Origin of the sequence: Lichenihabitans psoromatis, assembly GCF_004323635.1 — a bacterium.
GTDB lineage: Bacteria > Pseudomonadota > Alphaproteobacteria > Rhizobiales > Beijerinckiaceae > Lichenihabitans > Lichenihabitans psoromatis.
Window position 1 is genome coordinate 3,701,500 of record NZ_CP036515.1, and the last position, 25,963, is coordinate 3,727,462.

The 25,963-nt window shown below is 61.8% G+C and carries 25 protein-coding genes; 7 read left to right on the forward strand and 18 right to left on the reverse strand.

The annotated features are described in order from the left end of the window. Positions 1-10: 10 nt before the first annotated feature. Positions 11-1,183 carry a metallophosphoesterase gene (locus EY713_RS17310; protein ID WP_131117210.1) on the reverse strand — a complete coding sequence of 391 codons (1,173 nt, stop codon included), beginning with the start codon at positions 1,181-1,183 and terminating at the stop codon, positions 11-13. Further along, positions 1,180-2,466: an MFS transporter gene (locus tag EY713_RS17315; RefSeq protein ID WP_281015439.1), complete on the reverse strand. Its 1,287-nt coding sequence runs from the start codon at positions 2,464-2,466 to the stop codon at positions 1,180-1,182. Before EY713_RS17315 ends, EY713_RS17310 begins: the two co-directional genes overlap by 4 nt. 267 nt (positions 2,467-2,733) lie before the next feature. Between EY713_RS17315 and EY713_RS17320 the strand changes: the two genes are divergently transcribed. Beyond that, positions 2,734-3,411, forward strand: a complete 678-nt coding sequence (locus EY713_RS17320) for an RraA family protein (RefSeq protein ID WP_165491177.1) — start codon at positions 2,734-2,736, stop codon at positions 3,409-3,411. Positions 3,412-3,437: 26 nt separating this feature from the next. On the opposite strand, the gene EY713_RS17325 is transcribed toward EY713_RS17320, so the two are convergent. The 6 genes from EY713_RS17325 to EY713_RS17350 form a co-directional block, all read right to left on the reverse strand. Beyond that, complete coding sequence (locus EY713_RS17325) at positions 3,438-3,911, reverse strand: GFA family protein (RefSeq protein WP_131117216.1); 474 nt, start codon at positions 3,909-3,911, stop codon at positions 3,438-3,440. Between the two features lie 453 nt (positions 3,912-4,364). Then, positions 4,365-4,883 carry a YsnF/AvaK domain-containing protein gene (locus EY713_RS17330; protein ID WP_131117219.1) on the reverse strand — a complete coding sequence of 173 codons (519 nt, stop codon included), beginning with the start codon at positions 4,881-4,883 and terminating at the stop codon, positions 4,365-4,367. A 104-nt stretch (positions 4,884-4,987) separates the two neighbouring features. Further along, a complete protein-coding gene (locus EY713_RS23240) occupies positions 4,988-6,133 on the reverse strand; it encodes a DUF2382 domain-containing protein (RefSeq protein ID WP_131117222.1) in 1,146 nt (381 codons plus the stop codon). Between the two features lie 673 nt (positions 6,134-6,806). Next, positions 6,807-8,066, reverse strand: coding sequence for an aminopeptidase (locus EY713_RS17340; protein ID WP_131117226.1), 1,260 nt, complete (start codon positions 8,064-8,066; stop codon positions 6,807-6,809). Positions 8,067-8,632: 566 nt separating this feature from the next. Then, on the reverse strand, positions 8,633-9,115 hold the full coding sequence (greA, locus tag EY713_RS17345; protein WP_131117228.1) for a transcription elongation factor GreA: 483 nt from the start codon (positions 9,113-9,115) through the stop codon (positions 8,633-8,635). A gap of 117 nt (positions 9,116-9,232) precedes the next feature. Next, positions 9,233-10,486 carry an SGNH/GDSL hydrolase family protein gene (locus tag EY713_RS17350; RefSeq protein ID WP_131117231.1) on the reverse strand — a complete coding sequence of 418 codons (1,254 nt, stop codon included), beginning with the start codon at positions 10,484-10,486 and terminating at the stop codon, positions 9,233-9,235. A gap of 173 nt (positions 10,487-10,659) precedes the next feature. On the opposite strand from EY713_RS17350, the gene EY713_RS17355 reads away from it, so the two are divergent. Beyond that, on the forward strand, positions 10,660-11,220 hold the full coding sequence (locus EY713_RS17355) for a DUF2721 domain-containing protein (protein ID WP_131117234.1): 561 nt from the start codon (positions 10,660-10,662) through the stop codon (positions 11,218-11,220). A 4-nt stretch (positions 11,221-11,224) separates the two neighbouring features. On the opposite strand, the gene EY713_RS17360 is transcribed toward EY713_RS17355, so the two are convergent. After that, a complete protein-coding gene (locus EY713_RS17360; RefSeq protein ID WP_131117237.1) occupies positions 11,225-12,046 on the reverse strand; it encodes an alpha/beta fold hydrolase in 822 nt (273 codons plus the stop codon). 88 nt (positions 12,047-12,134) lie between these two features. Here EY713_RS17360 and EY713_RS17365 point away from each other — a divergent pair, with 88 nt between their 5' ends. The 3 genes from EY713_RS17365 (at position 12,135) to EY713_RS23005 (ending at position 16,788) form a co-directional block, all read left to right on the forward strand. Next, positions 12,135-12,992, forward strand: a complete 858-nt coding sequence (locus tag EY713_RS17365; RefSeq protein WP_131117240.1) for an alpha/beta fold hydrolase — start codon at positions 12,135-12,137, stop codon at positions 12,990-12,992. Between the two features lie 140 nt (positions 12,993-13,132). After that, positions 13,133-16,495, forward strand: coding sequence for an autotransporter outer membrane beta-barrel domain-containing protein (locus tag EY713_RS17370; protein WP_165491178.1), 3,363 nt, complete (start codon positions 13,133-13,135; stop codon positions 16,493-16,495). 47 nt (positions 16,496-16,542) lie between these two features. After that, on the forward strand, positions 16,543-16,788 hold the full coding sequence (locus tag EY713_RS23005; protein ID WP_210215282.1) for a hypothetical protein: 246 nt from the start codon (positions 16,543-16,545) through the stop codon (positions 16,786-16,788). Between the two features lie 111 nt (positions 16,789-16,899). Here EY713_RS23005 and EY713_RS17375 read toward each other — a convergent pair whose 3' ends face one another. Continuing rightward, positions 16,900-17,628, reverse strand: a complete 729-nt coding sequence (locus EY713_RS17375; RefSeq protein WP_131117246.1) for a Crp/Fnr family transcriptional regulator — start codon at positions 17,626-17,628, stop codon at positions 16,900-16,902. A gap of 456 nt (positions 17,629-18,084) precedes the next feature. Between EY713_RS17375 and EY713_RS17380 the strand changes: the two genes are divergently transcribed. Beyond that, positions 18,085-18,282 carry a hypothetical protein gene (locus EY713_RS17380; protein ID WP_131117249.1) on the forward strand — a complete coding sequence of 66 codons (198 nt, stop codon included), beginning with the start codon at positions 18,085-18,087 and terminating at the stop codon, positions 18,280-18,282. A 9-nt stretch (positions 18,283-18,291) separates the two neighbouring features. Here the strand turns inward: EY713_RS17380 and EY713_RS17385 are convergent, their stop codons facing one another. Then, on the reverse strand, positions 18,292-18,837 hold the full coding sequence (locus EY713_RS17385; RefSeq protein WP_131117252.1) for a MarR family winged helix-turn-helix transcriptional regulator: 546 nt from the start codon (positions 18,835-18,837) through the stop codon (positions 18,292-18,294). A gap of 362 nt (positions 18,838-19,199) precedes the next feature. On the opposite strand from EY713_RS17385, the gene EY713_RS17390 reads away from it, so the two are divergent. Further along, complete coding sequence (locus EY713_RS17390; protein ID WP_131117255.1) at positions 19,200-19,460, forward strand: hypothetical protein; 261 nt, start codon at positions 19,200-19,202, stop codon at positions 19,458-19,460. Positions 19,461-19,482: 22 nt separating this feature from the next. Here the strand turns inward: EY713_RS17390 and yacG are convergent, their stop codons facing one another. The 7 genes from yacG to EY713_RS17425 all read right to left on the reverse strand — a co-directional run bounded on the left by yacG (position 19,483) and on the right by EY713_RS17425 (position 25,935). Continuing rightward, positions 19,483-19,722, reverse strand: coding sequence for a DNA gyrase inhibitor YacG (yacG, locus tag EY713_RS17395; protein WP_425374320.1), 240 nt, complete (start codon positions 19,720-19,722; stop codon positions 19,483-19,485). 24 nt (positions 19,723-19,746) lie between these two features. After that, positions 19,747-20,409 carry a Maf-like protein gene (locus tag EY713_RS17400; protein ID WP_131117258.1) on the reverse strand — a complete coding sequence of 221 codons (663 nt, stop codon included), beginning with the start codon at positions 20,407-20,409 and terminating at the stop codon, positions 19,747-19,749. Beyond that, positions 20,406-20,624, reverse strand: coding sequence for a translation initiation factor IF-1 (gene infA, locus EY713_RS17405; RefSeq protein ID WP_131117261.1), 219 nt, complete (start codon positions 20,622-20,624; stop codon positions 20,406-20,408). Before infA ends, EY713_RS17400 begins: the two co-directional genes overlap by 4 nt. A gap of 256 nt (positions 20,625-20,880) precedes the next feature. Next, complete coding sequence (locus EY713_RS17410; protein WP_131117265.1) at positions 20,881-21,738, reverse strand: CDP-alcohol phosphatidyltransferase family protein; 858 nt, start codon at positions 21,736-21,738, stop codon at positions 20,881-20,883. 77 nt (positions 21,739-21,815) lie between these two features. Beyond that, on the reverse strand, positions 21,816-23,174 hold the full coding sequence (locus EY713_RS17415; RefSeq protein WP_131117267.1) for an adenylate/guanylate cyclase domain-containing protein: 1,359 nt from the start codon (positions 23,172-23,174) through the stop codon (positions 21,816-21,818). A gap of 9 nt (positions 23,175-23,183) precedes the next feature. Beyond that, positions 23,184-23,882, reverse strand: a complete 699-nt coding sequence (locus EY713_RS17420) for a phosphatidylserine decarboxylase (protein ID WP_131117269.1) — start codon at positions 23,880-23,882, stop codon at positions 23,184-23,186. A 112-nt stretch (positions 23,883-23,994) separates the two neighbouring features. After that, positions 23,995-25,935 carry an ABCB family ABC transporter ATP-binding protein/permease gene (locus EY713_RS17425; protein WP_131117271.1) on the reverse strand — a complete coding sequence of 647 codons (1,941 nt, stop codon included), beginning with the start codon at positions 25,933-25,935 and terminating at the stop codon, positions 23,995-23,997. Positions 25,936-25,963: the final 28 nt, after the last annotated feature.

Consider the following 25,963-nt stretch of genomic DNA (forward strand, 5'->3'; position numbering starts at 1 on the left):
AAAGTGGAGGTCAGGAGGATGGCTTTCCGTTGCGGTTGGGACCGAGTTGCGTGGCGAAGATGCCATTGTCAGGCCATGCTCCCACCGAGGCGGCGTCGCTGCCGTTCCGGACCCGGACGGGAGGCTGATAGGCAGCCGTAGCGGCGTTTATCCGATGCTGACCGGGGCGCCCCGTTTCGTCGAAAGCCTGCACCGCCACGGTGACGAGCCGGCTCGACGTGATGGGCACCGAGGCCGACCAGATCCGTCCGTCGGGCGCGAGCGTCATGGGAATCCAGTCTCCCTCATCCACCTGACACGCGACGCGAACGATCGCGCGACTGCCGAGTACCAGCGCTCGCACGTCGGCTAAACCGTCGATAGCCTGTTCGCGACGACGCAGCAGCCGATGATCGGCCGGGGCCGTGATGATGACGAAAGGAAACGCGTCGTCCAGCGCTTTGAACCGCCAGCTAACGATGCCGCGATCGAGCGTCGCGACCGAGTAGCCGACAGGGCCTTCCTCGATCTGCCCGGTCGAGCGCGTGGCGGCGAAGATGGTCCGGCCATCGTTGCCGAGTTCGTTGTAATGGGTGTGCCCCATGTCGACGAGAGCGACATCATAGGCGGCCATCAAGGCATTGAACGCCGCAGTCTCACCATCCCCTTTGAGATCGGCCGGATAGGTGTGCGTAAAGACGATGCTGCTTTCGTTCCGCTGCTTTGCCTCGCGAAGCTCGCGATCGATCCACGCGACCTGATCCGGTCCCAGCCTGAAATCCGGGCCGCCGTGACCCGATCCGCTGGTGTCGAGGAATAAGCAGCGGACCCCGCGGATTGTTTTTGAGTGCGGCAGCAAGTCAGATTGCAAGATCGCGTAGAAAGCATCCAACCCGCCCTGCGCCATGTCATGGTCGCCGGGGATGGCATGCACCGGAATGCTCAGCATCTTCAGTGCTGTCGCGGCTAAAGCATATTGCCCGGGCAGGCCATTGTCGGCGTTGTCGCCGGGCAGGACGACGAGATCGACCATAGAGGCGCACTCGATCTCGATCTGAGCGACGATCGCGAGGAAATCGAGGAAGTTGCGTTGCTTGGCGTCGGTGAGGTGCAGATCGCCGATGTGGATAAAGGCCAGCACCTCACCAGAGTTGGCCGGGTGGGTGGATGGAGACGTCACGAGGGAAGCAGCGTCCGTCGTCATGCGGCAGCTCCGGCTTGAGCGACATCATTCATGTCATCGTCCGATCGTCCGGCACAGGCCGGTTTCAGAACGGACGCGAAGCCGACCCAAAGTGCGATGGAGCCGATCGCGAAGCTACCCAGGATGAGGAACATGGGGCTATACCCGATCGCTTGAGCAATCCAGCCGCCGATTGCAGGGCTTAGAGATGCGCCGAGGCCCTGAACCGTCATGACGGCCCCCTGCCCGACGTTGACGCGCCCCGTCCCATTCAGGATGCGTGCGACAAGCCCCGGCACCGCGACGCTCTGTAGGCCGGCCCCGATCCCATCGAGCATCTGCACGGGATAGACGCCCCATTTGCCAATGAAAAAGGCCGCGATCACGCCCCGAAGCGGGAGGGCCATGAAGGAGATCAGAAGCACGAGCCAATAGCCGCGCTTTTCAGCGACCCGCATCGCGACCAGAGAGACCGCGATCATGACGGCCTGGGCCACCACGATCGTGATGGCGACGAAGCTGGCCGGGTCGCTGTTGCGCGTGGCGACGACAGCCAGACCGTAAAGCGGCAGCATCGCGCCGTTACCGAGATGAAAGAATGCAAGCGCCGCAGCAAGGATAAGGAGCGGCTTGCACTCGAGCAGAACCCGAAAGCCACTGGCTTGCTCGCCCGTCCCCTTGCGATCGCCCTTTCCGTCTTTCATGCCGCGCGCCGCCTTGTCGTCGATCGCGTCTCGCGGGATCATCAGAACCGAAATGATAGCCAGAATGCCGAAGAGAGCGGCGAGCCAGAACACGGCCGTGAAGCCAAATTTCCAACCGAGAAAGCCTGAGAGCCCGGCCCCCACCATGTTGCCGGCATGGTTGTAGGCCTGATTGCGCCCATTCTGCTGGTTGAAACCCGCCTGGCGCGCAATGCCGAGCGTGATCCCGCTGACGGCCGGCCCGATCGCAGCGCCTGCGATCGCGGTTGCGATCTGCGATACGGCCACCAGCCAAAAGCTTTGCGACACGAGGATGATGGTGGAGGCCAGGACCGTGCAAATGCCGGGAATGATGACGTAAAGCCGCTTGCGCGAGGTCGCGTCGACCAATGCGCCAGCCGGTGCCGTCATCAAGGTGCCGGCAACGCCCCCGATGGTCATGACCGAGCCGATCAGCCCGCTTTCCCAACCATGGGCTCGAAGGAACACCCCGAGAAACGGACCAATTCCGGCCTGCATGTCGGCCATGAAGAAGTTCAGAGACTGGAGAGGCCAGACGGCTCGCGCGGCAGGATCGACAGTGACTTGCTTTTCGGGCAAACGGCCCTCCCCCTGTTTTTTTAACAACGATGGTGCGCTAACGGTCCGACGCCGTATTTCGTCGCGTCGATTTTTTGCTCGGCCGCCATCGTCTGGCTTTTGTCACTGGTATCGGCAGGAGGTTGCCTCAGCCGGGTCGCCTTCGTGGTTTTAGGCAACTCTCCCAAATCCAGCATGAACCTCCCGGTTCAGGTTGGGTTAAGCTATCGATCGTTGTTGGACAGTCCGCGCGCCGTCGTCTGGCCCAGCCAAAATTCGAGCCCCGTCATGACCCTGAGATCAGCACCAAAGCCGCTTCATCCGCTCGATCTCGATCGGGTCGCGGCCCTCACCTATAGCGCCGTTTTTTCGGACGTATGCGACGCGATGGGGCTTCGCGGCCAGACCGTGTCACCGGGGATCATGCCGCTCAGCCGGACGGGTACACTCGTTGGTTGGGCCCGCACCGCGTTCAGCGTGCCGGTGGAGGCGCCTCCCGCCCGCCATTACGGTGCCGAGATCGACTTCATCGACAGTCTGCGGCCGGGAGATGTCGCAGTAGTGGATTGTTCGCAACACCCGGCTGCCGCCTGGGGCGAACTCTTCTCGACGGCATCGCAAGGACGCGGCGCGCGCGGTGCGGTCATCGACGGCCTGATCCGGGATCGGCGAAAAATCGAGCAGCTTGGCTTTCCGATCTATGGGCGAGGACAGCGCCCGACCGACAGCCTCGGCCGTGTGTCGATCACCGAGATCGACCAGACCATCCAGCTCGGGGGCGTCGACGTCCACACCGGCGACCTGATCGTCGCCGACGAGGATGGCATTACCGTGGTGCCCCGCGACTATGCCGATGAGGCGGTGGATCGCGCGATTGCCAAAGCGACGACCGAGAACAAAGCTCGCGATCTTCTACTTGCCGGCGGAACACTCGCCGATGTCTGGGAGCGCTTCCGCGTGCTTTGACGACGGCGCGGTCAGGACAAAGCCTATCAGGGCCTTGTCGGTCCGCCATCGACCGAAACAGCGTCAGTGGTGATGTGCTCGTTATATTGCGGCAGGTCGTCGGTTATCGTGAACCACGCCGCCTTCGATCCGACGAAGATATGCGCGGTTGGCCGGATGGTGGGGTCGTCGATGAGCGTGCCCATGGTCACATGCACGTAGGCGCCGTCGCGAACGACTGCGAACAGCAATGAGCCGCATCGGTTGCAGCGCTCGTCATGCCAGCCGTGAGCGCCGATCACCTGGATGCAATCAAGACCTTGCGTGACCCTGAGCTTCGCGCGTTCGATACCGGCAAGCGGCTTGAAGGCGGCGCCGGTGCCCCGACGGCAAATCGAGCAGTGACAATTCACGGCATAAAGAAACGCATCCTCGACCAAATAGGTCACCTGTCCACATTGGCACGATCCGGCAAGGGTCCGCTGAGGGGTGGGTGGCTGCAGGGTCAAAGGCGGTCTCATCAGCAAAGGTCTCGCGAGCTCAATCTCGAGGTGCAATCGGAGGTTACGAGTTCGCCGAAAACGCGTTCATCCTGCAATGAGCCGGCTGACGTGGTTCATCAGCCTGTCCTCGCTGCACCGCAAGAGGTTGGCGTGGCTGCGCGGCACGAGCCGCCGCAACGTCTAACAGTACCATCTCCCAGAGGAGGAGATTTGCAACGAGATCGACGCCTAAACCTTCAATCGCCACTGTTCTGCTATCGCCATTATATTTGACTGTAACAACTGCGCCCGGGCCGAGGCCCCGCACGTCGATATCGCCGAAAAACGTGTTGCCACAATCACGCATGAGGTTTGTCGTCGCACGAGTTTGCCCCCTTGGCTCGCACGGCATGTAGCGTTCCCATGTGGCGGGTTGGAGTCCGGACGGTGTCGCAGACGGGCCGTTGCGTGAAGCGGCGTACCCGGATGACATCACTGGTCCGTGATCGGGTCGATCAGAAGCACCCCGTCGGGCCCGTATCGTTCGACGATGGCGGTTTGCCGGCGCAAGCTTACCGGTGTCGTGGACACGTCTTGCTCGACACGATGGCGAATGTGCAATTCTTCAACGAGATACAACTGCTTGACGATCACGAAGCGCTCTTCAAGCACGGGTACGATCGTGGTGTCGCCCTCTGTTCGAACACTAGGGGCTTCATCGACGATGCGCCCGACCGGTACACGCGAGACATCGACGATGCTTCGCTCGAGCGTGACCTCGGCCAAGGCCTCGACGCCTTCGGTTCGTGTCGAGACGCGAACTTTCCCGGTGAGAATGCTTTGTTTTGAAACGCTAAAGGTTTCCTCGATCAGCGGAATGCGCTGTGAGAGATCGGCGTCACCGTCGGCATGATCCGGTTGTTCAGCCACCTCACGCAATAAACCAGCCGCATTGGCATTTCGGTCAACTCCAATAGGATCCACCGAGGCTTCCTTGGTCACGTCGCTCATCGCCGCTGCCCACGCTTAAATTGTTCGGGGCGCGACAGCGCCCCGAGTCTATGGTTGAGACGCAAGACGCAGAGGTCGGCGTCTTGCGATCGTCAGCTCTTCGTTCAGGCTGCCGTCCATCGCGACATCACGTCTGCGGCTGCCGTCTTAAGCGTGACCTTCTGGTCAACCATCTTGACCCAATCGGTCGGGATCAAGTGATGGCTGCCACCGGAGGCTGGATCCATCTTCTTCAGCTTGATGGTCGCGCCATCGACATGATCGACGACACCGACATGTGCGCCATCAGATCCAACGACGTCCATGCCGTCGGCGATCGCGGTCGTCGCACCGCCGACTAGGTTGGCCTGGGTCCCGATCGTCCGCCCATCATCGATATCGACCTTCGTGCTGCGGACCGTGTCGGTGACGGTCTGGACACGATCGTTGACGGCCTTGCTGATTCCGATCTCTTCGACCACGCGCGCCGACTTGGCGACGACAGCCTCCTCCTTCATCTCGTCCATTTCGATCGTACGATCCTTAAAGGGATCGGCCCCGAGTTCGCCAACGCCCAAGGCGCGGTCGACGGGCCTGCGGTCGATGCTGACCGTCTCATCACGCAGATTTACTGTTTCGCTGACGGGTGTCTCAACCACATAGCTATGAATGCGAACCTTGCCGCGATTGACCGCGCGCTTGCCAACCTCGAGAGTCTCCTCGACGACCTGGAGAACATCGTCGGCTCCTGTCCGCGGGGAGGTGGCTTTAGACGCAACAGTCCGGTCGGTCGTTGTGGCGGCGACGGGTTTCACCGCAGTCACAGGAGCCGTCTCCGACACGGGAGACATCGACCGGAGCGGGCCAGCACCGGTATCAGCGACGCCACCGCCGGTCACGGCCGTTGCGCCTGTCCAACCGTCATTGCGCCAGGTCGTTTCGCGCTCGTCCATATCGACCGAGCCATGCTGCTCGAGAATGCGGATCGCATCGTCGACATGAGCGTCATCGACGTGAGCCACCACCATGACGCCGCCGCGGCGAAGTCCCTCCGCATAGGTCTCGTGATCGGCAGAGCCACCGAACATGTCTTCCAACGATGCCCAAAACCCCTTGGCCGGGCGATTCGCGTCGTCATAAGAAACCGTTGTGGAGCTTTCCGGCGATACCGTCACGTCTGCGTCGGGGATGCCGGCCTGTCGAAGCATGAGCGCTGCGTTATTGGCATATTCGCGGGTATCGTAAAAAGCAGTAATGGTTTGCTTTGCCATGGTGTGACCTCGTTGTTCGGATGAATTTTCGGTCAAGTCGAGAGAGGCCGCTGTATAGAAAATACAGCGCGCATCTTAAGCTGAACAATTGGCTTGCTTGACTTTGATCTAGGGGTCGGTGGTGACACCGGCACTGAGGTGCAACGATCCCAAGCGCCGGTGAGACGAGGGACAGTGTGAAAACACCACGTTCACTCCAAAGCGGAGCCGGACTGCTTCCTGCTAAATTGCTGTCGCATCTAACAGGTCCTCCCGATGAGGTCTTTGCATTGCAAGAACCGCTCGGATGATGGTTGGTTCCGCGCAAAAGCGCAGTAGTTTTCGGCGATGTTTTATTTTTCTTCTTGCGTCGGAAACAAGAATAGAAGCGACTATTAAAGCCAAGATCAAGCTTGGATCGCTTTGTGCTCTCGACGACGAGATCTGACGAGACGGTTTCGGCTCATCATCCGGTGTCGTGGCTCATTGTTCTTTGTCACGGAGTGCTGAGATCGTGCGCACGAGCGGCCGTCGTGGCGTCGCCGCTGCGCCCGATGATGTGGTCCCGTAAATCTGGACTATGCCCTGCCGGCCGACCGCGTCGGCGCGCAACATCTTTCGGGATCGGCTCAGCCGCGACGGCGCGCGCCGTCGCGGAAACCAGCCGGCAGAAGAAAGCGAACGCGACGGCTCGTCAGGCCGCCCATTCGCCGCGACGGAAAACCGGGACCGTCGTTCCATCCGCCGCGATGCCGTCGATATCTATCGAGCCCGACCCGATCATCCAGTCGATATGGATCAAGCTTTTATTGCCGCCCTGCGCGGCGATTTGCTCGGGGGTGAGCGACGCTCCATCGAGAAAACATTTCGAGTAGCATTGACCGAGCGCGATATGGCACGCGGCATTCTCATCGAACAGCGTGTTGAAGAAGAGCAAGCCGCTCTTCGAGATGGGCGACGAATGCGGCACCAGCGCTACTTCGCCGATGCGGCTGGCGCCCTCGTCGGTCTCGAGCACCTTGCGCAGGACGTCTTGGCCACGGGTCGCATTGGCCTCGACAATGCGGCCCTGCTCGAAGCGGACCGCAATGCAGTCGATCAACGTCCCCTGATACGACAAGGGTTTGGTGCTGGCGACATAACCATCGACGCGGCGTGCATGCGGCGTCGTGAAAACCTCTTCGGTGGGAATGTTCGGATTGCAGGTGATGCCGTTTTTAGCGGTCGAGGCCCCACCCTGCCATTCATGACCATCTGCTAGCCCGATCGTCAGATCCGTCCCCGGCCCGGTGAAATGCAGCGACGCAAACCGCTTGCTGTTCAGCCATTGTGTTCGGCTGCGAAGCGCACTGTTGTGGAGGGTCCACGCGCCGATGGGATCGTCACCCTGAACGCGTGATGCTGAGAAGATCGCCTCGGCGAGCTTGCCGATTGCTGTCTCTTCGGAATCGTTCGGAAACACCAGCTTGGCCCAAGCAGCCCCGGGATAGGCCAGGATGTTCCAGTTGATATCGAAACCCGCGATCTTCTCGAGCGCCGGTTGGTAGGCGCGCGACATGGCCTTGCTGGCGCGCGCGACCTTGCTGGGCTCCTCGCCAGACAGAAGCATCGGGTTGTCGCCGACGATCGCGAGTCGCGCGGTGTTGGACGCAAAAGCTTTCGCGATCCCCTCGTATAACCAGTCGGCGGCCCGATCGAAGCTGTCATCCTGCCCGACGCGATAGCGCGCCAGCGTGATGGCTTCGTCCGAGAGGAGCGGCGTCACCACGCCAGCGCCAACCCGATAGGCATGCTCTGCGATGCGCCGCACTAGCGGCAGAGCCGCCACGGGCGCCGTGATGACAAGGTCCTGCCCGGCTTGCAGTTGAAGCCCGACCTTCACGGCGGTTTCGGCGAGTCGGTCCAGCTTCACGAGGTCGATGGCGGGAGAGGTCGCGATGGCATCATGGGTCATGGATCGAAAAATCTCCGAACATGGAAGGGCCGTCGAGCCGTACCACGGCTCACGAGCCAGAACTCTAGCCAAGGAGGTCGATGAAAGCGCAAGGGGTTGTTGTCGCGGCGCCAACCTCGCGACGGCGCCGGTCTAGGCCACTGCGTCAAAGGTGCGAATGTGAGAAGAGCCCACCCGCCGATGCGGACTCGATCTTCCGCTGAGCAGATATGCCGAACCAAGCAGTCGGACGACAGGCGTCCGAAATCAATCCTTGGTTTTGTCGGCGGCCGGTCCCGGTCGCTCATCCGGTTTGGTCGGCGTGTCCGGGGTGACAGCCGTCCGCCGCTTCTCGCTCTGATCCGACGCCTGGCTTAATTCGTCGGATAATCTCCGCATCTCCGCCGCCAATCGATTCGCTCGTGCGACCGCCTCGCCAGCGCGCTGCGCCAGCGCCCGGTCGAGGTCTTTATCACCAGATTCCGCCAAGCTTCCTCATCCCAAAATGAAGCACAAAGCGAAACTACGACGGCACCGTCGCGGAGTTTCAACCGGGAGTCACTTTCGGCGGCTCTGTCTCATCGACGTCAGCGTCCGACCGCGACCACGAGGACCTCGCCGCCTGCAACGAAGGCCTCATCGCCGACGCGTTTGCCGAGAAGGGCGCGCGCCAGCGGCGACACATGGGACACTGAGCCTCGAGCCGCATCAGCCTCGTCCTCGCCCACGATGCGAAAGGTTTGACGCCGCCCGTCGTCGCGGTCGAACGTGACAGTCCCGCCGAACGCGACCACGTCGGACTGCGTGGGCGGCTCGATGAGCTGGGCACTCGCCCGGCGCGAGGCGTAATAGCGGAGGTCGCGGGTCGCCAGCGCCATCGCGCTTCGATCGCCTTGGACGCCGCCGTCGGCCTGGGCCGCCTGATGCGCCGCCCGCGCTCTCGCCAGAGCCTCGTCGAGCGCCGCGAGACCCGCGGGCGTCACGTTGTTGGGATGCGGCGATACGGGTCGATCCGGCACAAACGCCGCCGCAGCCTCGACATCCTCCTCGCGCGTGAACGCAACACTCATGGTTCTCGATCTCCAAACAGGCGAAACATCGACCGCCCCGATTGGCGAGCCCTGATCAGGGTCTCTAGCTGGGGATGACGGGCCGCCACGCAAGGCCGGACGTGGTTTGGATGGGTTTCAATGCGCCTCGATGGTTGCGAGATCGATCGCCTCGCCCATTCTTCGATATCCAGCATCGTTGGGATGCAGATGATCGCCGAAATCGTAATCGGCGATCAGGTGGTCGGGGCGAGCGGGGTCGCGCAGCAAGGCATCAAAATCGATGACCCCATCGAGGGTCTTGGTGGTGCGGATCCATTGATTGACGGCTTGACGTTTCGTTTCGCCCTCGGCGGAATAATAGCCTGGAAAGACGGTGTCGCCGTAAGGCGTCAGGGTCGCGCCGAGTACCCGTATCCCGTGAGCGTGGGCCCGGTCGGCGAGTTGGCGCAGCCCAGCCGTAATCTCCTCCGGCGCGACAGCTTGTTCGGCCAAGCCGGCGCTTCCCGGGTGCCCGATATCATTGATCGACTCCATCACGATCACGGTTTTGACGCCCGGAACCGACAGCACATCGCGATCAAACCGCGCGAGGGCCGATGGGCCAAAGGTCCCTTCCGGCAGATCGTGCAAAACGCGATTGCCGCTGATCCCGGCATTGACGATCCCCAGCGATCGTTTTCCAGCCGCGATACGGTCCGCCAACACGTCCGGCCAGCGATGATCCGCATCGGCGGTGGACCCGTAGCCATCGGTGATGCTGTCGCCGAACGTCACGATCGTCCCGGCGCCGGGAGCCTCGACCTCGATGCCTGACAAAAAGAACCGGGCCGTACTGGTCGTGGCGTTCGGCAAGGTCGCCAAGGCGGTTTGGTCTCCGGCATCCGAAAGCGTCGTCGTGGCTTGGCCAAGCGGGTGGGTGGCGGCCGGACCGGTGTCCCGCGCGACATAGAGGCTCACTGTGAGCCGATCGAGCGCCGCCGTCTCGAGCGTCACAGGATCGCTGAGCACCGGCGCACCCGGCGGCACCGTCACGCTGGTTTGACCCGCGAAGGTCAGCGCCCGATCGGTCGAGGGATCGATGCTGCCGACCGTCGCGCCCGGTCTGGCGATGTGGGCCGCCCCGATGACGAGCGGCGACGTCCCCATCTCATTGCTCAAGCGAATCCGAACCGCGTGCCCCCCGAGCGACAGGCGGACGACCTGCCGAATGGTCCGATTGGTAATCTCCGGGCCGTTCGGGAAAGCCGGCGAGGCGCCCCAGCTTCCCACCCAATGCGGCGCAGCCGCAATGTCCTGGGCACTGGCATCGGAGCGGACCGCCAGCGGGGCGACGGACAGCAACACAAAAGCGATCGCGGTCTGCGACGCGGCAAGTCCCAGGCGTTTCATGACGTCTCCCTCGATCTCTTTTGAAGGAGCTTTTCGCTCGCGACACGTCTTGTCAACCAGATCGCATCCGCCAGCCAAGTTGACGCTCGGCGATGGTGTTGTGGCGCGGCCTCGCCGATTGTAGGACTGCGCGGCCCGCAAGGGTCATCTCGATAGCCGGTGCCGTCTTCGCCATGCCGCTCCCCCTCGGATCCGACACGCTTTCCGCAGCCGATAGCGTGGCTCACGTCATTCAAGTCGCGTTGACGCCGGTGTTCCTGCTGTCCGGCATCGCATCGCTGCTCGGGGTATTTTCTGGGCGACTGGCGCGTGTCGCCGACCGTGTCGACCAACTCGCAGAGAAACTCGAAACCGCCGATCTCGGCGAAAAAGGCCGGCTCAGCCGACGCCTCTCCCATTTGCGGCGACGCTCTCGGACGCTCGACGTGGCGGTTTTGCTCGGCACCGCAGGCGGATCAGCCACCTGTGCGGCCGCACTCGCGCTGTTCATCGGGACGTTGCGCGACAGCAGCGGGGGCATCTTGATGTTTGCGGCGTTCGGCTTGGCCCTCGTTTGCACAGCAGGAGCGCTCTCGGCCTTCGCGCTCGAAATGCTAATGGCGAGCCGCGGCTTGCGCGACGAGGTCGCGGTCCATCGCCGCGAGGCGCAACGCGAGGGACCCATCGACGCCGAACCGGAAGCGCCTGGCGACGAGGCGGCGGACGCGTGCCCGCCGCCCGGTTCTTCAGGCTAGCCGATCACGCTGCAGCGAATGCTGCGAGATCGGCGTTCAAGCGGTCTTTGGCGGTGGAGAATAGGCCGTGTGGCTCCCCATCATATTCGACCAAGCGAGCGCTCGGGATCATTTTGGCAGTGACCCGACCCGAATGGTCGATCGGCACGGAGGCGTCGGACGTCCCGTGGATGATGAGGGTCGGCACCGTAAAAGCGGCCATGTCGGCGCGGAAATCCGTTGCCGAAAAAGCCTTCACACATTCGATCGTAGCGCGAAGCGACCCCATCATGGCCATCTGCAGCGACCACTGCAGCACCTCGTCCGACACGCGTCTCCCGACCAATCCATTGCCGTAGAAGCCCTTGGCAAATCCCGCGAGGAAGTGGGGTCGATCCTTCCGCAGACCGTCGATCATCTGATCGAAAACCGATGGATCGACACCCGTCGGATTGTCGTTCGTCTTGAGCAGATAGGGCGTGACAGCGGAGACCAGCACCGCCTTGGCGATGCGAGCGGAGCCGTGCCGCGCGAGATACCGCGCCACTTCGCCGCCACCCATGGAAAAGCCGACCAACGTCACATTCGAGAGGTCGAGATGATCGAGCACCGCGGCGAGATCGTCGGCCAACGTGTCGTAATCGTAACCGGTCCAGGGTTGGCTGGACCGTCCAAAGCCGCGCCTGTCGTAAGTGATGGCTCGAAAGCCGTTTTCAGCCAGGAACACGGCCTGGTCGGACCACATATCCCCGTCGAGCGGCCAGCCGGGCACCAGCACGATAGGGCGGCCCTGCCCCCAGTCGTTATAGTAGAGTTCGGTTCCGTCCTTGGTTGTGACGCGTGCCATGCGTTGCTCCTTTTCCAAGCCGTTGAAACTCGGTTAGCGACGGAATGGTTCGGTGATGACGGTCCGCAGGATCTCGAAGGGAAACACAATGGACCACCTGAACGTGCAGGCGAATGGCGCCTCGTTTCATGTCGCGAGCGTGGGGACCGGGCGCCCCCTTCTGCTGCTTCACGGCTGGCCGGAATTCTGGTTGACGTGGGAGCCCGTGATGCGCCGCTTAGAGAAGCGTTATTGCCTGATCGCGCCCGATCTTCGGGGCTTCGGGCAGAGCGACAAGCCGTCGGGCCCTTATGGTGCTGCCGAACACGCGACGGATCTTCTGGCCTTGCTCGATGCGATGGGGCTCGATCGTGTCGGCGTCGTCGGGCATGACGTCGGCGGTTCGATTATGCAGCCGCTTGCCCGCAAGGCACCCGAACGGCTGACCGGACTCTTCTTCTTCGATTTTGCCTACCCAGGCATTGGCCACCGCGGCGGTACGCCGGATCGTCTCGGTGAGATCTGGTACCAATCCTTCCACCAGATGAAACTGGCGACCGAATTGGTCGGCGCGTCACGGGAGAGTTGCCGCGCCTATGTGTCGCATTTTCTGCGCCATTGGTCGTTCCGCAAAGAGGCGTTTAACGACGTTCTCGAAGCGTTCGTCGACAACTTCATGCAGCCAGGCAATATCGACGGCGGCTTCGACTATTATCGGGCCGCACAGGCCAGCCGTCTCGCGGTCATGACAGGCGAGGCGCCGACGTTGCCGCCGATCTCGGTTCCGACCTGTGTGCGATGGGCCGAACACGATCCGCTCTTTCCTTTTGCGTGGACCGACCGACTCGGCGAGACCTTCACGCAACTCGATCTGGCGCAGTTCCCTGGGGTCGGGCATTTCCCACATCGCGAAGACCCCGATCGGGCAGCCTTTGAGATCGCGAGCTTCTTTGATCGGATCGGTTGATCCAAAACGAGCGGCACGGTGGCAGATCGTGACCCAGCGTTAACCCGCCTCAGTCTAGAAGGAGTGAACAGAAAAACATCAAGTCGATCGATTGGGGACCAGTCAAGATGGCACGGAGCCGATTTTACCATGTCCTCCTGATGTCCACGGCCTTGGTCTCGATCGGCGTCGCCGATCGATGCGCGACAGCCCAGACGCTCGATCTCGCGGGGCAGGATGTGACGTTGCCGCGCGGCACATCATTCAACGGACAGGGCTTTCTCAACGGAAGCGACGCGGTCACCAACAATGGCGGATCGGCCGCGACCCTGACAGAGGGTGGCGGAACCAGCGGGACCACCTATTCTGGAGCTGTTTCCGATGGCACCGCGCAGACGTCGCTGGTCCATAGCGGTGGCGCGGTCACGCTGACCGGCCCGAATTCATATTCCGGCACCACGACGGTTCAAGCCGGCAACGTCCAACTCGGCACGGCCACGGCCGAGACGTCGTTGGCCGGAAGGGTCAACGTGCTGCCCTCCGCTGCCGTGGCGGTCGTCAATGCCGATCTCGGACGAGTGACCGAAACAATCAATGACGGCGGCACCATCACGTTCTCCGGGACCGCGAACGCGGCACCCTCGACCCTTACTAACAGCTACAATGCTGCCTCGGGTCTTGGGCTCGTGCAGTTCACAGAAGCAAATTCGGCGGCTGGCGCGACACTGGTCAACAATGCCGGAGCCACGATCGCCCTGTCGGGCAGCAGCCGCCTCGGCTCGGCGGCCACAACGGGCGATTATACGACGACGCTGAACAACAATGGCACGGTCACGTTCGTGGACGGCAGCTCCGCGGGACATGCGCGGCTGGTCGACAATGCTTCCGGTGTCACGACATTTGCCGGGCAAGCGAATGCCGCGACGGCCTCGGTCGACAACAATGGCGTGCTGTCGTTCACCGGACAGAGCAGTGCCGCCGCCGCGACTGTGGTCAACAACGGATCCTTGCGCTTCACTGATACCAGTACGGCTGGCTCCGCCCAGATCGCCAACAATGCCACGGCGACCTTCGACAGCGCTGCGAGTGCTGGGTCGGCCACCCTGACGACCAATGGAACGGGGCGCTTGACGTTCTCGGGCACCAGCACGGCCGGCACCGCGCAGGTGATCGACAATGGTGCGACCGTGTTCGCCGGGTCGAGCACGGCCGCCGCCGCCTCGATCACCACCAATGCGACCGGCACGCTGACGTTCCAGGACACCGCCCATGCGGGCACCTCGACCGTCACCAACAATGGCGACTTGCAGTTTGCGGGACAAGCATCCGGCGACAGCGCCACAGTCGTCAGCAATCTTGGCAGCCGAGTCGATCTCTCCGGTCTGACGAATGGCGGCACCACACTTGGGTCTCTCGATGGCGCCGGTGCCGTGTCGCTAGGCGGCAACGTTCTGGCGGTCGGCAGCAACGATCGATCGACCACTTTGCTCGGCTCCGTGACGGACGGTGGAGCGGGCGGCGGTTTGACCAAGCTCGGCAGTGGGACTCTCATTCTGGGCGGGCAGAACACCTATGCGGGCCAGACGGTGGTGGATGGCGGCACACTGAAGGCCGCGGCCTCCGGCGCGTTCGCGTCAGGATCAGCCTTCACGGTCGCGAGCGGTGCGACGCTCGACCTCGGCGGCACCAATCAGACCACGGCGTCGATCTCGGGTAGCGGCACCATCGGCAATAGCGGCGCTCCGAACGCGGTGCTGACGACCGGTGCCAATGATGCGTCGACGATCTTTTCCGGAGTGATTCAGCAGGTCGGCCTGAACAAGGTCGGCGACGGCACGCTGACGCTGAGCGGCGACAACACTTATGCGGGTGCCACGGTGGTGAGCGGCGGGACCTTGCTGGTGAGCGGATCGATCGCCAATTCGACCGTCACGCTGGAGAACGGCGGTATGCTGGCTGGAAGCGGCCTGCTTGGGGCACTCGTGGTGCAGGCCGGCTCGGTGCTGGCGCCCGGCGCCACCACACCCTTCTCGACCCTGAAGATTTCCGGCAACGTCACCTTCGACCAAGGCTCCATCTACCGGATCAACGTCGATCCCACCGGACGAACCGACTCGATTGCGGCAACTGGCAGCGCCACCCTCAACGGCGGCACAGTTGATGTCGTAGCGGGCGGTCGTTTCGCGACATCGCAGCGCTATACGATTCTCACTGCGGAGGGTGGTGTGACGGGCGCCTTCTCGTCCCTCACCGCAACCTCGAACCTCGCCTTTCTGGCACCCACGCTCAGCTATGACGCGACCAGCGTCTCGCTCGGGCTCACGCGCAACGAGGTCGATTTCGTCAGTCTGGCGCAGAGCGCAAACCAGCGCGCGACCGCGCGGGCGCTCCAATCTCTTGACCTCGACAACGTGCTCTATAATGCCGTGCTGAACCAAAGTGCGGCCGGAGCGCGACAAGCTTTCGACGCGACCTCGGGCGAAATTCACGCGAGCGCCGTGACGGCGGCCTTCGAGGATGCGACCCAGGTGGTCCGCTCGGTGACGAACCGGCTGGACGACGCCGATCGTGCGACCTCGGGCACCGCCCTGCAATCGCTCAATCAATTCGCTCCCCCGCCCGCGCTTCTTCCCGGCTCCGCCCAGGGTTATGCTCCGCCGGCGCAGACGGTTCAGGTCCCAGCATCGCTGCCCTACTCCCTTTGGGGCAGCGGTTTCGGCGACTTCGGGCATAACGGCCGCGACGGCAATGCTGCAGCGCTCGATCGTGCGCTCGGCGGCTTCGTGCTGGGCGGCGACGTCCGCATCGACGGATCGGCCTTGAACAACTGGCGCATCGGTCTCGTCGGTGGCTACACAAACGATCAGATCGACGTGAAGGCGCGCGGCGCGTCCGGCAGCGTCGAAACATTCTTCGGTGGCGTCTACGGGGGCGCGCATTATGGCGCAGTCGATATCAAGCTCGGGGTCACGGGCGGTGGCCTCCAAACCACGACGCAGAGCAATGTCGCTTTTCCGGGCTTCATCGACCGGACCGACGCGACCTATGGTGGCTCGATGGTCCAGGGCTTCGGTGAAATCGGTTATAAGATCGCGCTCGGCTACGGCACGATCGAACCCGTTCTACAGGGCGCCGCGATCCATATTGACCAGGATGGGTTCACCGAACGAGGCGGAGCCGCTGCGCTTTCGGGCTTCACTCGAGGCTATGACGTCCAAACGACGACGCTCGGCCTCCGGGGAGAGAGCGCAATTTTCACCACGCTGCCGCTGAGCGCCCGCGGGTTTGTCGGCTGGCGTCATGCATTCGGCGACGTGACCCCGAGCGCATTGCTGGCCTTTAGCGCGGGTTCTAATGCGTTCGCGATCAGTGGCAGTCCCATCGATCGCGACGCTGTGGTGGCGGAGGTTGGCCTCGACTATCATGCGGCGGCAAATCTGGTCATCGGGGTCAGCTATGCCGGCCAAGCTGGCCAACGCGCTTATGACAATGCCATTTCGGCCCGCCTCGCTTATCGCTTCTGATCGAGACGACAAGAATGCCGCGGCGGTGAAACGCGAAAGGGAGGCCTGTGAGCCGCAACGACGAACAGACCAAGCTGACCGCGACATTTCTGAACACGATCGCGGTGGCGGTCATCGTGGCGGGAACGATAGCGCCGCTCTTCAGCGTGCTTTATGGACTAACGACGCTGACGCCAGATCAAATTCGGTTCATTGCACTAGCGGCGCCGACTTGGTTCTTGATCGGAGTCGCCATACATTCACTGGCGAGGCTGGTTCTACGCAGCGTCGGAGGATCGCATGACCCTGTTTGAAGTTTATGCCGTGTTTGGTGCACCGCTGATGCTCTTGGCCGGCTGTGCCGGCATCGCCTGGTACGCCATTCACCATTGAACGTCACCATCGCGCAGGCGGGTGGAGGCGTTTCAGTCGACGGTTGCTAATCGCCGGTTGAGGTGCAGGTAATTCGGATTAAATCCGGAAAATGCCGCCAGTTTTGCCACGTCGATAATGTCGAGGACGCCCGCTTTGAAGGTGATGAACCGATCGTAGCGGAGTTGCTGCAGCGTTCGGTTCACGTGAATGGTCGAAAGCCCCATCGTGTCAGCCAGTTCTTCCTGCGTCATGGGCAGGTCGAAACTGTTGTTGTGACACAGGCCAACCGCCTGCAGCCTGAAAAAGAGCTCGCAGAAGAGATGAGCGATCTGCTGATCGGCCGGGCGTTGCCCCATGCTGACCAACCACTCCCTTAAGATGCCCTCATCGACAAGGGTCGCCCACCAGAGCGCGCGGCTGATGCGGGAGTGTCGCGCGGTGAGTTCCTCAACGACGACGCGAGGGATATCGACGATAATGCAAGGGCTGAGGGTGCCGATGTTATGGTCCATCTCGCCGAGGATCGCGACATGCAGGTCGCAAAAGTCGCCGGGGACCAAAAAAGCCAAAATCTGACGGCGCCCCTGCTCGATGATCTTATAGCGACACGCAAATCCCTTCATGACGAGACGGACGTGCTCGGGTCGGTCGCCTTCCCGGATCAGGTCGCGATGACTGTCGACCTGCCGGGTTCGGGAGGATAGATGCGCGAGCGTTACATTGTCGGCGACGGTCAGAAACCCGCTATGGGCGAGCTTGCGGATGAGCGGATTTTGCATGTCGCGTCCTCCGGCATTGGCGATCAAAGTGAGCCGGTGACCTCCAAGGGTCCGACACTCGATTGATCACGCATCCCGGAAAAAACGTCGAGACCCACCAACGACACCTAGCCCTAACACGGCCCGAACACTCTGTACGTTTTGTGATGTTGCATCCGGCAGACACGTGATCGCCAGACACGCGGACGCCCTGACCGAAGGCCGTCTCGTTGCGAAGCGAAACCGGAACGATGATCGTGGCAATGGGTTGTTTTCATGAATATGTCGTAAACGGAGTCGAAAAATGACAAGGCAGACGATCGTCGTCGTCGAAGACGAACCCGCACAACGGATCGGGGCTGCTGCGATGTTCGCCGATCATGGCTTCGACACTGCCGAATTCGAGAATGCTGACGAGGCGGGCGCCTACGTGCGGCAGAACGAGGATAAGGTGCTGGCCGTTTCACCGATGTTCAAATGCCGGGCGACACCGATGGCGTCAATCTCGTGGCCCAGATCGCGGTCACTTGCCCGACCATTACGTTGTTGGTGACGTCGGGACGATCCGAGGGCGTTCTGGAGCGACTACCCCCGAATGGGTTCTTCGTCCCGAAGCCGTGGAGCGCGACGGATCTCGATCAGGCCATCGACCATATCCGACGCCGCCAACAATAAACCCGAAGGTCACGAGGGCGGTTGATCGAGAGTCTCGCGCAAGGTCACGAGTTTGGTTTTCAGTGCGTCGAGCTCGTCGAACGGGAGCCCGGTCGCGCATATCATCCCGGTGCGGATCGATCTGCAGCGCTCGTGGAGCGCTTGGCCCGCTTCGGTCAGGGACACTCGAACCTGCCGCTCGTCGACCTTATCGCGGCGTCGCGAGACGAGGCCGGCGGCTTCGAGCCGCTTGAGCAGGGGCGTTAGCGTCCCTGAATCCAGCAGCAATCGTTCGCCGATCGCCTTGACGGTCAGCCCGTCCGTCTCCCACAGCACCAACAGGCAGACGTATTGCGGATATGTGATGCCGATCTCGTCGAGATGCGGTTTGTAGCGGCGGGAGAACGCATGCGCCAAGGCATAAACCGCAAAACAGATCTGGTCGCCCAGCAGCAAGGACGCCTGTCCCGCCTCCCCGACACGTTCCAGATCATCGACGTCGCTCGGCGACCCATTATCCGCATTCGGCGTCTCGCGTGAGCCCGACGGTCGCGCCGGATCGTCAGAGAGAATCATGCTGATCTACCTGTCACAAAAATCCCGAATACGTCGACGGCGAGAACGGGGATGGATCGCACACCCTGTTCAATCCCCAACGACCAAGCTCTTGAAGCTGAACCATAACATCAGCAAAGCGCTCCCGTGTCATCCGAAGGATGACCGAAGCTGGTAGGTAGAGTGAGCGGCGGCGTGCACTTGGTCTCCGAGAATTTTCTGTTGACCCTGCATCTTCGAGCCTTGTCAAAACTGGCACATTCACCTGTTGTTCTGGCTTCGATGGCGATTCGACTTGCGCCACTCCCCCGTCCCGCCTTCGCCCTAATGCTGGATCATTTCCGATGAGCATGCGTTGACGAAAGCAATTGGAAGGCAGTTCTATGATCCTTAAGACCCTCACGTTCGTTGGAGCCCTGGTGCTTGTTTGCCCCACGCTGGCTTTGGCGCAGCATCAAGGCTCGATGGAAGACCAACTCGCGTGCACCCCCGACGTCTACCGGCTTTGCTCATCCATGATCCCGGACGAGGATAAGATCGTGGCGTGCCTTGAGCGGAACAAGCCAACCCTGTCGGCGGCCTGTCAGAAGGTGTTTTCGGCGCCGAACCCCGGACACAGTCAATCCGACAACAACGACGACTGACCCGCTTTCCCGACCGAAAGGTTCACTGATCGGCAGACGACGACTCGTCTTCATCTGGGTCGTCTGTCGCGGGCACCGCATAAACCCCGCCAAGCCATCTGTTGAGATCGACATCCGCGCAGCGGGTTGAGCAAAACGGATCATGGGCGGGGACGACAGGCTTTCCGCAGATCACACAGGCCTTGGACTGACGCCCCGCCTGATCTTTATTGTCGTTAGCGGCTGGCATGTTCGCAGCCTTTCGGTCGTCGGATGCAGTCATCGCAGATCCTGAGACGTGCAGAGTTCAAGCCTGGTTCAGCCATAGGAGATGGGCGGGATAGCCTTCGCCGACCAGCAGCCCCAAGGTCTCGTAAAGCGGCAGACCAACCACCGACGAATGCGAGCCGATGAGCTTCATGACGAAGGCCTCGGCCAAGCCTTGGATGGCATAGCCGCCAGCCTTGCCGCGCCACTCGCCCGACGCCAGATAGGCTTCGATTTCCTGGCTGGACAAGCGCTTGAAGCGCACCCGCGTCTCGACCAATTTATGGCGGACATGTCCCTTCGGGGTCATGACGCTGACGCCGGTGTAGACGCGATGGGCGCGACCCGAGAGCAGCCGAAGACAATCGTCGGCCTCGTCGAGGATTTCACATTTCGGCAGAATGCGTCGTCCGACACAGACGACTGTATCGGCGGCGACGATAAAGCAATCCTCGAGATCGGCGCGGGCTTGTGCCGTGGCGGTTGCGGCATTCAGCTTTTCGGCCGCAAGGCGGCCAGCCAGCACACGCGGAAGTTCACCCTTGTGCGGCGTCTCGTCGATATCCGTCGGCAGAAGGACGTCGGGCTCAATGCCGATCTGTTGCAGCAGAGCCAACCGTCGAGGCGACGCGGATGCGAGAACGAGCTTGGGACGCCAAGTTCCGGTACGGCCGGCGCCGCCCCGTCGGTCCGTCGCGTTCACTTGAAGCGGTAGGTGATACGGCCCTTGGTGAGATCGTAGGGCGTCATCTCGACCAGCACCTTGTCGCCCGTGAGCACGCGGATCCGGTTTTTACGCATTTTTCCGGCTGTGTGAGCCGTGATTTCGTGATCGTTCTCAAGCTTCACGCGGAACATCGCATTCGGAAGCAATTCGGTGACGGTTCCCGGAAACTCGAGCAGTTCTTCTTTCGCCATATGATCCATTCTTTCTGGCGCGCGAGCCATCCCGGCGCGGTGTGGCAACGCGAGCATTCATCCCGAACAGGCGAAAAGGCCGATCCGCGAGACATTCTCATCATCGTATCGATCGGCACGCCCACGCAAAACCGCTCTCCCGAGCGAGTAGTCCGGCAGTGCCTCTCTCGCATGTAGTTGAACCAAGCAGGTTTGTGAACCATCGCATCACCGACGGAGGAGCGATTCCGTCGTTCTGCCGTCATTTTGGACAATCTTAATTCCCGGACGCCGGAAACTGAGCCGAACCGGTCGTCCGGTCTTCATCCGCCCCCGCGGCCACGAGCGCATCGCGCTGCTTCAATTGGCGAACGCGACGCATGCTGATCGGGATGTGCACCAGATAAGCCAAGGTCAAGACGATCAACATTTCCATCGGGAATGTCGCCAGCAAAAGGATCACGACCGCGACGCCGAAGAGAACGAAGATCACCTGATCGCGGGGGACTCGCCCAATGGTCTTCCCCGACCAATGCGGGAGGCGGCTCGCCATCAAGGCCGCCACGGCCAGCACATAGATGATCTCGAGCGGCACAAAGACGCGAGAGATGTTCAGCTCGAACACCGAGTAATGCAGATAGAGCGGCATCAGGACGACCACGGCGCCCGCCGGAGCCGGCATCCCAGTGAAGAACTGAGATGTCCAGGAGGGCTTATCGTCATCGTCGAGCGCGACATTGAAACGGGCGAGTCGCAGCGCACAGGCGATCGCGAACACCATGGCGGCGAACCAGCCAAAGCTTTTCACGCCACTGAGAGACCAGAAATAAAGCGTCAGTGCTGGCGCCACGCCGAAATCGAGGAAGTCGGCAAGCGAATCGAGCTCTGCCCCGAAGCGGGTCGTGCCCTTGAGCGCGCGCGCCAGGCGCCCATCGATCCCGTCGAGCACCGCAGCCGCCAAGATCGACAAAACTGCCTTATCGAACTGCCCGTCAGCGGCCATCCGGATGGCCGTCAACCCGAGACAAAGCGCCAGGATCGTCACGAGATTCGGAAGAATGATCCGCATCGGCACGGCACGAAAGCGCTTCGAACTCTCGCGCCGATAGGGTCCACGATCGAAGTCAGGCGTCATTTACGATCCCCGCAGCACGAGCGGGGACGATGTCGTCCAGCCGAGCCACACCGCAGCGCGCCCCGCCGCGAGCTTCTTCAAACATGATCCGCCGTCATCTGTCGATCATCATCTCGCGCCATCGACTCAGCCGCGCCCAGCAGCGGCCTTGGACCGGGCCGGAAGATTTCGACCTTTTCGGTGAAGCCACGAGCGGGGAACAGCCCGATTTGCTCGGCACCGCGTCGCATGTGATTGACGAAGGCGGCCGACAGCAGCAGAGGCTGGCTCAATTTGGCATTCATGCTGGCAATCCGACTGGCCAGAGCGACATCCCGCCCGATCACGGTGAAATCCAGCCGCAGGCCGGATCCGACGTTGCCATAGGCCACTTCGCCGTAATGCAAGGCTATTCCGATTTCCATGGGTCGACGATCCGGATGCAGCCGGTTGAAGGCATCCACCGCGTCGAGAGCCGCTTCTGCCGCCTCAAGCGCCCGATCGGATGCGTCGCAGGACCGCTCCTTCGTTTCGCGGAAGACAGCCAAAAGGCCATCGCCCAGATATTTCAACACCTCGCCGCGTCGCTCTTCGACCGGCGGCACGAGACAATCGAACAAATCGTTGAAGAGATCGACAGCCTGGACCGCACTAAGTTCGGCCATGTGGCCAGTCGAGTCGCGGAGATCGGCCACCAGCATCGCGGCCCGTATGGTTGAGACCTGCCCCCGCTTCGCGCGGCCCGCCAAAATGGCGCGGTGCGGTTCATCGCCCACATAGGTGCGAAGCAACTTGTCGAGGGTGGACCACCCGAGCCGCGCATCGATGCGGGTCGTCAGCGGCGGAATCCAAAACGCGATCGTCATCAGATCGAGCTTCGAAAACCCGGTCTGCTGTCGCGTCGCGAAGGTCACCCAGGCATTGGCGCCATTCGTAAGCAAGATCGGAACGCAGATGTAATGCGTGATGCCGCGATCGCGAAGTGATTTGACGATACCGAACCGGTCATCCGACGTGTCGGGAATCCAGACCTCGACCCATTGCTGGGTTTGTGCCGCAAGATAATAGGGGCTTGCGAGATACTCTGGAGCTCGTTCTTCCGTCTGAACATAGACGGTTTCGGTCACACCTTCGCCGCGGACCCAATAGCGGCCCACTGCATCATGCTCTGCCGTGACCATCGAGGTCGACGAGGCATAACGATCAAGCGGCAAACCCGCCTCGATCATCCGCTCGCATAATTCCTCGATCAGCGACTTGGATGCGGTGCGTCTATCCGATCGCATGAGCCAGTCGACGAGGTCGACCGCCTTGCGAGCACGGTCCGACGGCATGCCGGCCAGAAGATCAGGCATCGACATCCCGGATACCGTCAATCCCGATACCGCGGGTCGTGCGATCTGCTGACCTGCACCACCGATCGATCCGGTGGAGCCCTCCTCGGTCATTCCGGTCATGGCACGATCCTAACCAGCCTTGAAGCTCCGTGACGACTCCGCCCCCTTCACATCGGCCAGTACGGTTTCGCCCGCGATCGCTCGAGATCCATGGCCGACCAACACGCGCACGCCTTCGGGAAGATAGACATCGACGCGGGACCCGAACCGGATAAGACCGAAGCGATCCCCCGCGCCGATCGACTCGCCTTCACGCACGAAGGACACGATGCGGCGGGCAATCAAACCGGCAATCTGCACGACACCGATCCGGCCGCTCGCGGTTTCCAGCACCATGCTGGATCGTTCGTTATCTTCGCTGGCCTTGTCGAGATCGGCGTTTACGAACAAGCCGGGTTTGTAAGCGATCCGCACGATTCGGCCGGTCATCGGCGCCCGATTGACGTGGCAATCGAACACACTCATGAACACCGAAATGCGCTGCATGGGCCGGTCGCCCAATCCGAGTTCCGAGGGCGGCACGAAGAAACCGATCGACGAAATCACGCCATCGGCGGGTGATATCACCAAGCCTTCCCGCATGGGCGTCACGCGCTGTGGGTCGCGGAAGAAATAGACGCACCAGAGCGTCGCGATCCCACCGATCCAGCCGAGCGGGCTCCAAATCCAATCGAGGATCAGGGCCACGACCGCAAAGGCCGCGATGAAAATATAGCCTTCCGGATGAACGGGCGTGAGCTGCCGTCGAATACTCGCAAACATAGACATCAGGTCTTCAGCGCCCTTCCGAATGAGTCAACATTTTCGCATTGTTTGTGTGCGAAGTCACCCGCTGAGCATCATGCCTGTTGGCTGTGCACCGCACGGTTGAGACAAGGCATCACTCTGCGGCGCGAGCCGATCCGGAAGCAGGCTCGAAGGAGTTCTCCGGCAGGTCATCGCCCTCTTCATCGGCGCGGCGGAGAGCATCCCGTGCGGCATCGGCTTGACGTTGGCGGTTCCACATGGCCGCATAAGTGCCCCCGCGCAGCAATAACTCGTCGTGGGTGCCGCGTTCGGCGATCACGCCCTTGACCAAAACGAGAATCTGATCTGCCGCCACTACGGTCGACAGCCGATGCGCGATGACCAGCGTGGTCCGCCCGCGGGAAACGCGCACGAGCGCATCCTGAATTTCGCGTTCGGTAAAGCTATCGAGCGCCGACGTCGCCTCGTCGAGCACCAGCACCGGCGGCGCCTTGAGGATGGTGCGTGCGATCGCAACGCGCTGTTTCTCACCCCCCGAAAGCTTCAAGCCACGTTCACCGACCTGCGCGTCATAACCGCCGGGCACAGAGATGATGAACTGGTCAATTTGCGCGTCCTTGGCGGCCTCGCGGATATCCTCGGGGCTGGCTTCCCAGCGCCCATATCGGATGTTGTACTCGATCGAGTCGTTGAACAGCACCGTATCCTGCGGAACCATGCCGATGGCCGACCGCAAGGATTTTTGGGTCACGTTCAGGATATCCTGCCCATCGATGGTGATGCGACCGGACGAGGCTTCGTAGAAGCGGAACATCAGCCGTGACAGCGTCGACTTGCCGGCGCCGGAGGGGCCGACGACCGCAACCGTCTGGCCGGGTGCAATCTCGAACGAGACGTCTTTCAGGATCTCCCGCGCCGGGTCGTAGCCGAAATTCACATGCTCGAAACGCACCCGCCCTTCGGTCACCTTCAGGTCACGCGCGCCCGGCTTGTCCTTCACTTCGGCCGATTGATCGAGAATCGAGAACATCAGTTCGATGTCGATGATGGCCTGTTTGACCTCGCGGTAGACGAGGCCCATGAAGTTCAAGGGCTGGTAGAGCTGGATCATCATGGCATTGACGAGAACGAAATCGCCGACAGTGTTGTGACCGGCCCGGATGCCGCGCAGACACATGATCATGACGACCGCAAGACCGACGCTGAAGATCAGCGCCTGACCAGCATTGAGAAAGGCCAATGACGTGTAGGTCTTGACGCTGAGTTTCTCGTATCGCGCCATCGACCGATCATAACGATCCGCCTCGCGCTCCTCGGCACCGAAATATTTCACGGTTTCGAAATTGAGGAGACTGTCGATCGCCTTCGTATTCGCGTCCTGATCGCTTTCGTTCATCGACTGGCGGATCGCGATGCGCCAATTCGTCGCCACCGTCGTGAACAGCATATAGGCGATGATCATGATCGTGACCGCGAGCGCGTAAAGCCAGTCGAACTGAAGCGTGAAAACCGCGAGGATCAGCACGAATTCGACAGCGGTCGGGACGCCGGTCAGCATGATCATCCGCACGATCGTCTCGATCGCCGTGCGCCCCCGCTCCAAAACGCGGGTCAAGCCACCCGTCTTGCGCTCGAGATGATAGCGCAGCGACAGTTCGTGCAGATGCACAAAGACTTCTGTCGCGAGACGACGCACAGCATGCATCGCGACGGACGCAAACAAGGCGTCGCGCCCTTGCGTAAACAGCGCCATGACGATCCTGAGGACCCCATAGGCCACAGTCAGCGCCACAGGCCCCGTCATGTCGGACGGGAGGAAGCCGAGACCATGATCCGCTTTGCCGACCACGGCATCCGTCGCCCATTTGAACGAATAGGGGATCGCAATGGTGATGAGTTTGGCAACGATCAGCAAAACGAGCGCCGCATAAATGCGACGGCGGAGATCGGCCCGGTCGCTCGGCCAGATGTAAGGCCAAAGATTGCGGACAGTCGTGAAGAGACTGGCCTCGGCTTTGACGCGCGGTTTTGATGGCGCGGCAGGCCCGGCCACCGGCAGGGTTTGATGGGTCATACGGCGCCGGAAGCCGAGAAGCAGTGAC

Excerpts from the sequence above, each read along its gene's own strand:
- EY713_RS17420 (WP_131117269.1), bottom strand. The coding sequence starts at position 23,882 with ATGTCTATGTTTGCGAGTATTCGACGGCAGCTCACGCCCGTTCATCCG.
- EY713_RS17340 (WP_131117226.1), bottom strand. The coding sequence starts at position 8,066 with ATGACCCATGATGCCATCGCGACCTCTCCCGCCATCGACCTCGTGAAG.
- EY713_RS17360 (WP_131117237.1), bottom strand. The coding sequence starts at position 12,046 with ATGGCACGCGTCACAACCAAGGACGGAACCGAACTCTACTATAACGAC.
- EY713_RS17375 (WP_131117246.1), bottom strand. The coding sequence starts at position 17,628 with ATGCAAAATCCGCTCATCCGCAAGCTCGCCCATAGCGGGTTTCTGACC.
- EY713_RS17355 (WP_131117234.1), top strand. The coding sequence starts at position 10,660 with ATGCCGCTCCCCCTCGGATCCGACACGCTTTCCGCAGCCGATAGCGTG.
- EY713_RS17320 (WP_165491177.1), top strand. The coding sequence starts at position 2,734 with ATGACCCTGAGATCAGCACCAAAGCCGCTTCATCCGCTCGATCTCGAT.
- infA (WP_131117261.1), bottom strand. The coding sequence starts at position 20,624 with ATGGCGAAAGAAGAACTGCTCGAGTTTCCGGGAACCGTCACCGAATTG.
- EY713_RS17410 (WP_131117265.1), bottom strand. The coding sequence starts at position 21,738 with ATGACGCCTGACTTCGATCGTGGACCCTATCGGCGCGAGAGTTCGAAG.
- greA (WP_131117228.1), bottom strand. The coding sequence starts at position 9,115 with ATGAGTGTTGCGTTCACGCGCGAGGAGGATGTCGAGGCTGCGGCGGCG.
- EY713_RS17390 (WP_131117255.1), top strand. The coding sequence starts at position 19,200 with ATGATCCTTAAGACCCTCACGTTCGTTGGAGCCCTGGTGCTTGTTTGC.
- EY713_RS17330 (WP_131117219.1), bottom strand. The coding sequence starts at position 4,883 with ATGAGCGACGTGACCAAGGAAGCCTCGGTGGATCCTATTGGAGTTGAC.
- EY713_RS17380 (WP_131117249.1), top strand. The coding sequence starts at position 18,085 with ATGCCGGGCGACACCGATGGCGTCAATCTCGTGGCCCAGATCGCGGTC.
- EY713_RS17310 (WP_131117210.1), bottom strand. The coding sequence starts at position 1,183 with ATGACGACGGACGCTGCTTCCCTCGTGACGTCTCCATCCACCCACCCG.
- EY713_RS17370 (WP_165491178.1), top strand. The coding sequence starts at position 13,133 with ATGTCCACGGCCTTGGTCTCGATCGGCGTCGCCGATCGATGCGCGACA.
- yacG (WP_425374320.1), bottom strand. The coding sequence starts at position 19,722 with ATGACTGCATCCGACGACCGAAAGGCTGCGAACATGCCAGCCGCTAAC.
- EY713_RS17365 (WP_131117240.1), top strand. The coding sequence starts at position 12,135 with ATGGACCACCTGAACGTGCAGGCGAATGGCGCCTCGTTTCATGTCGCG.
- EY713_RS17350 (WP_131117231.1), bottom strand. The coding sequence starts at position 10,486 with ATGAAACGCCTGGGACTTGCCGCGTCGCAGACCGCGATCGCTTTTGTG.
- EY713_RS17325 (WP_131117216.1), bottom strand. The coding sequence starts at position 3,911 with ATGAGACCGCCTTTGACCCTGCAGCCACCCACCCCTCAGCGGACCCTT.
- EY713_RS17415 (WP_131117267.1), bottom strand. The coding sequence starts at position 23,174 with ATGACCGGAATGACCGAGGAGGGCTCCACCGGATCGATCGGTGGTGCA.
- EY713_RS17385 (WP_131117252.1), bottom strand. The coding sequence starts at position 18,837 with ATGATTCTCTCTGACGATCCGGCGCGACCGTCGGGCTCACGCGAGACG.
- EY713_RS23240 (WP_131117222.1), bottom strand. The coding sequence starts at position 6,133 with ATGGCAAAGCAAACCATTACTGCTTTTTACGATACCCGCGAATATGCC.
- EY713_RS17425 (WP_131117271.1), bottom strand. The coding sequence starts at position 25,935 with ATGACCCATCAAACCCTGCCGGTGGCCGGGCCTGCCGCGCCATCAAAA.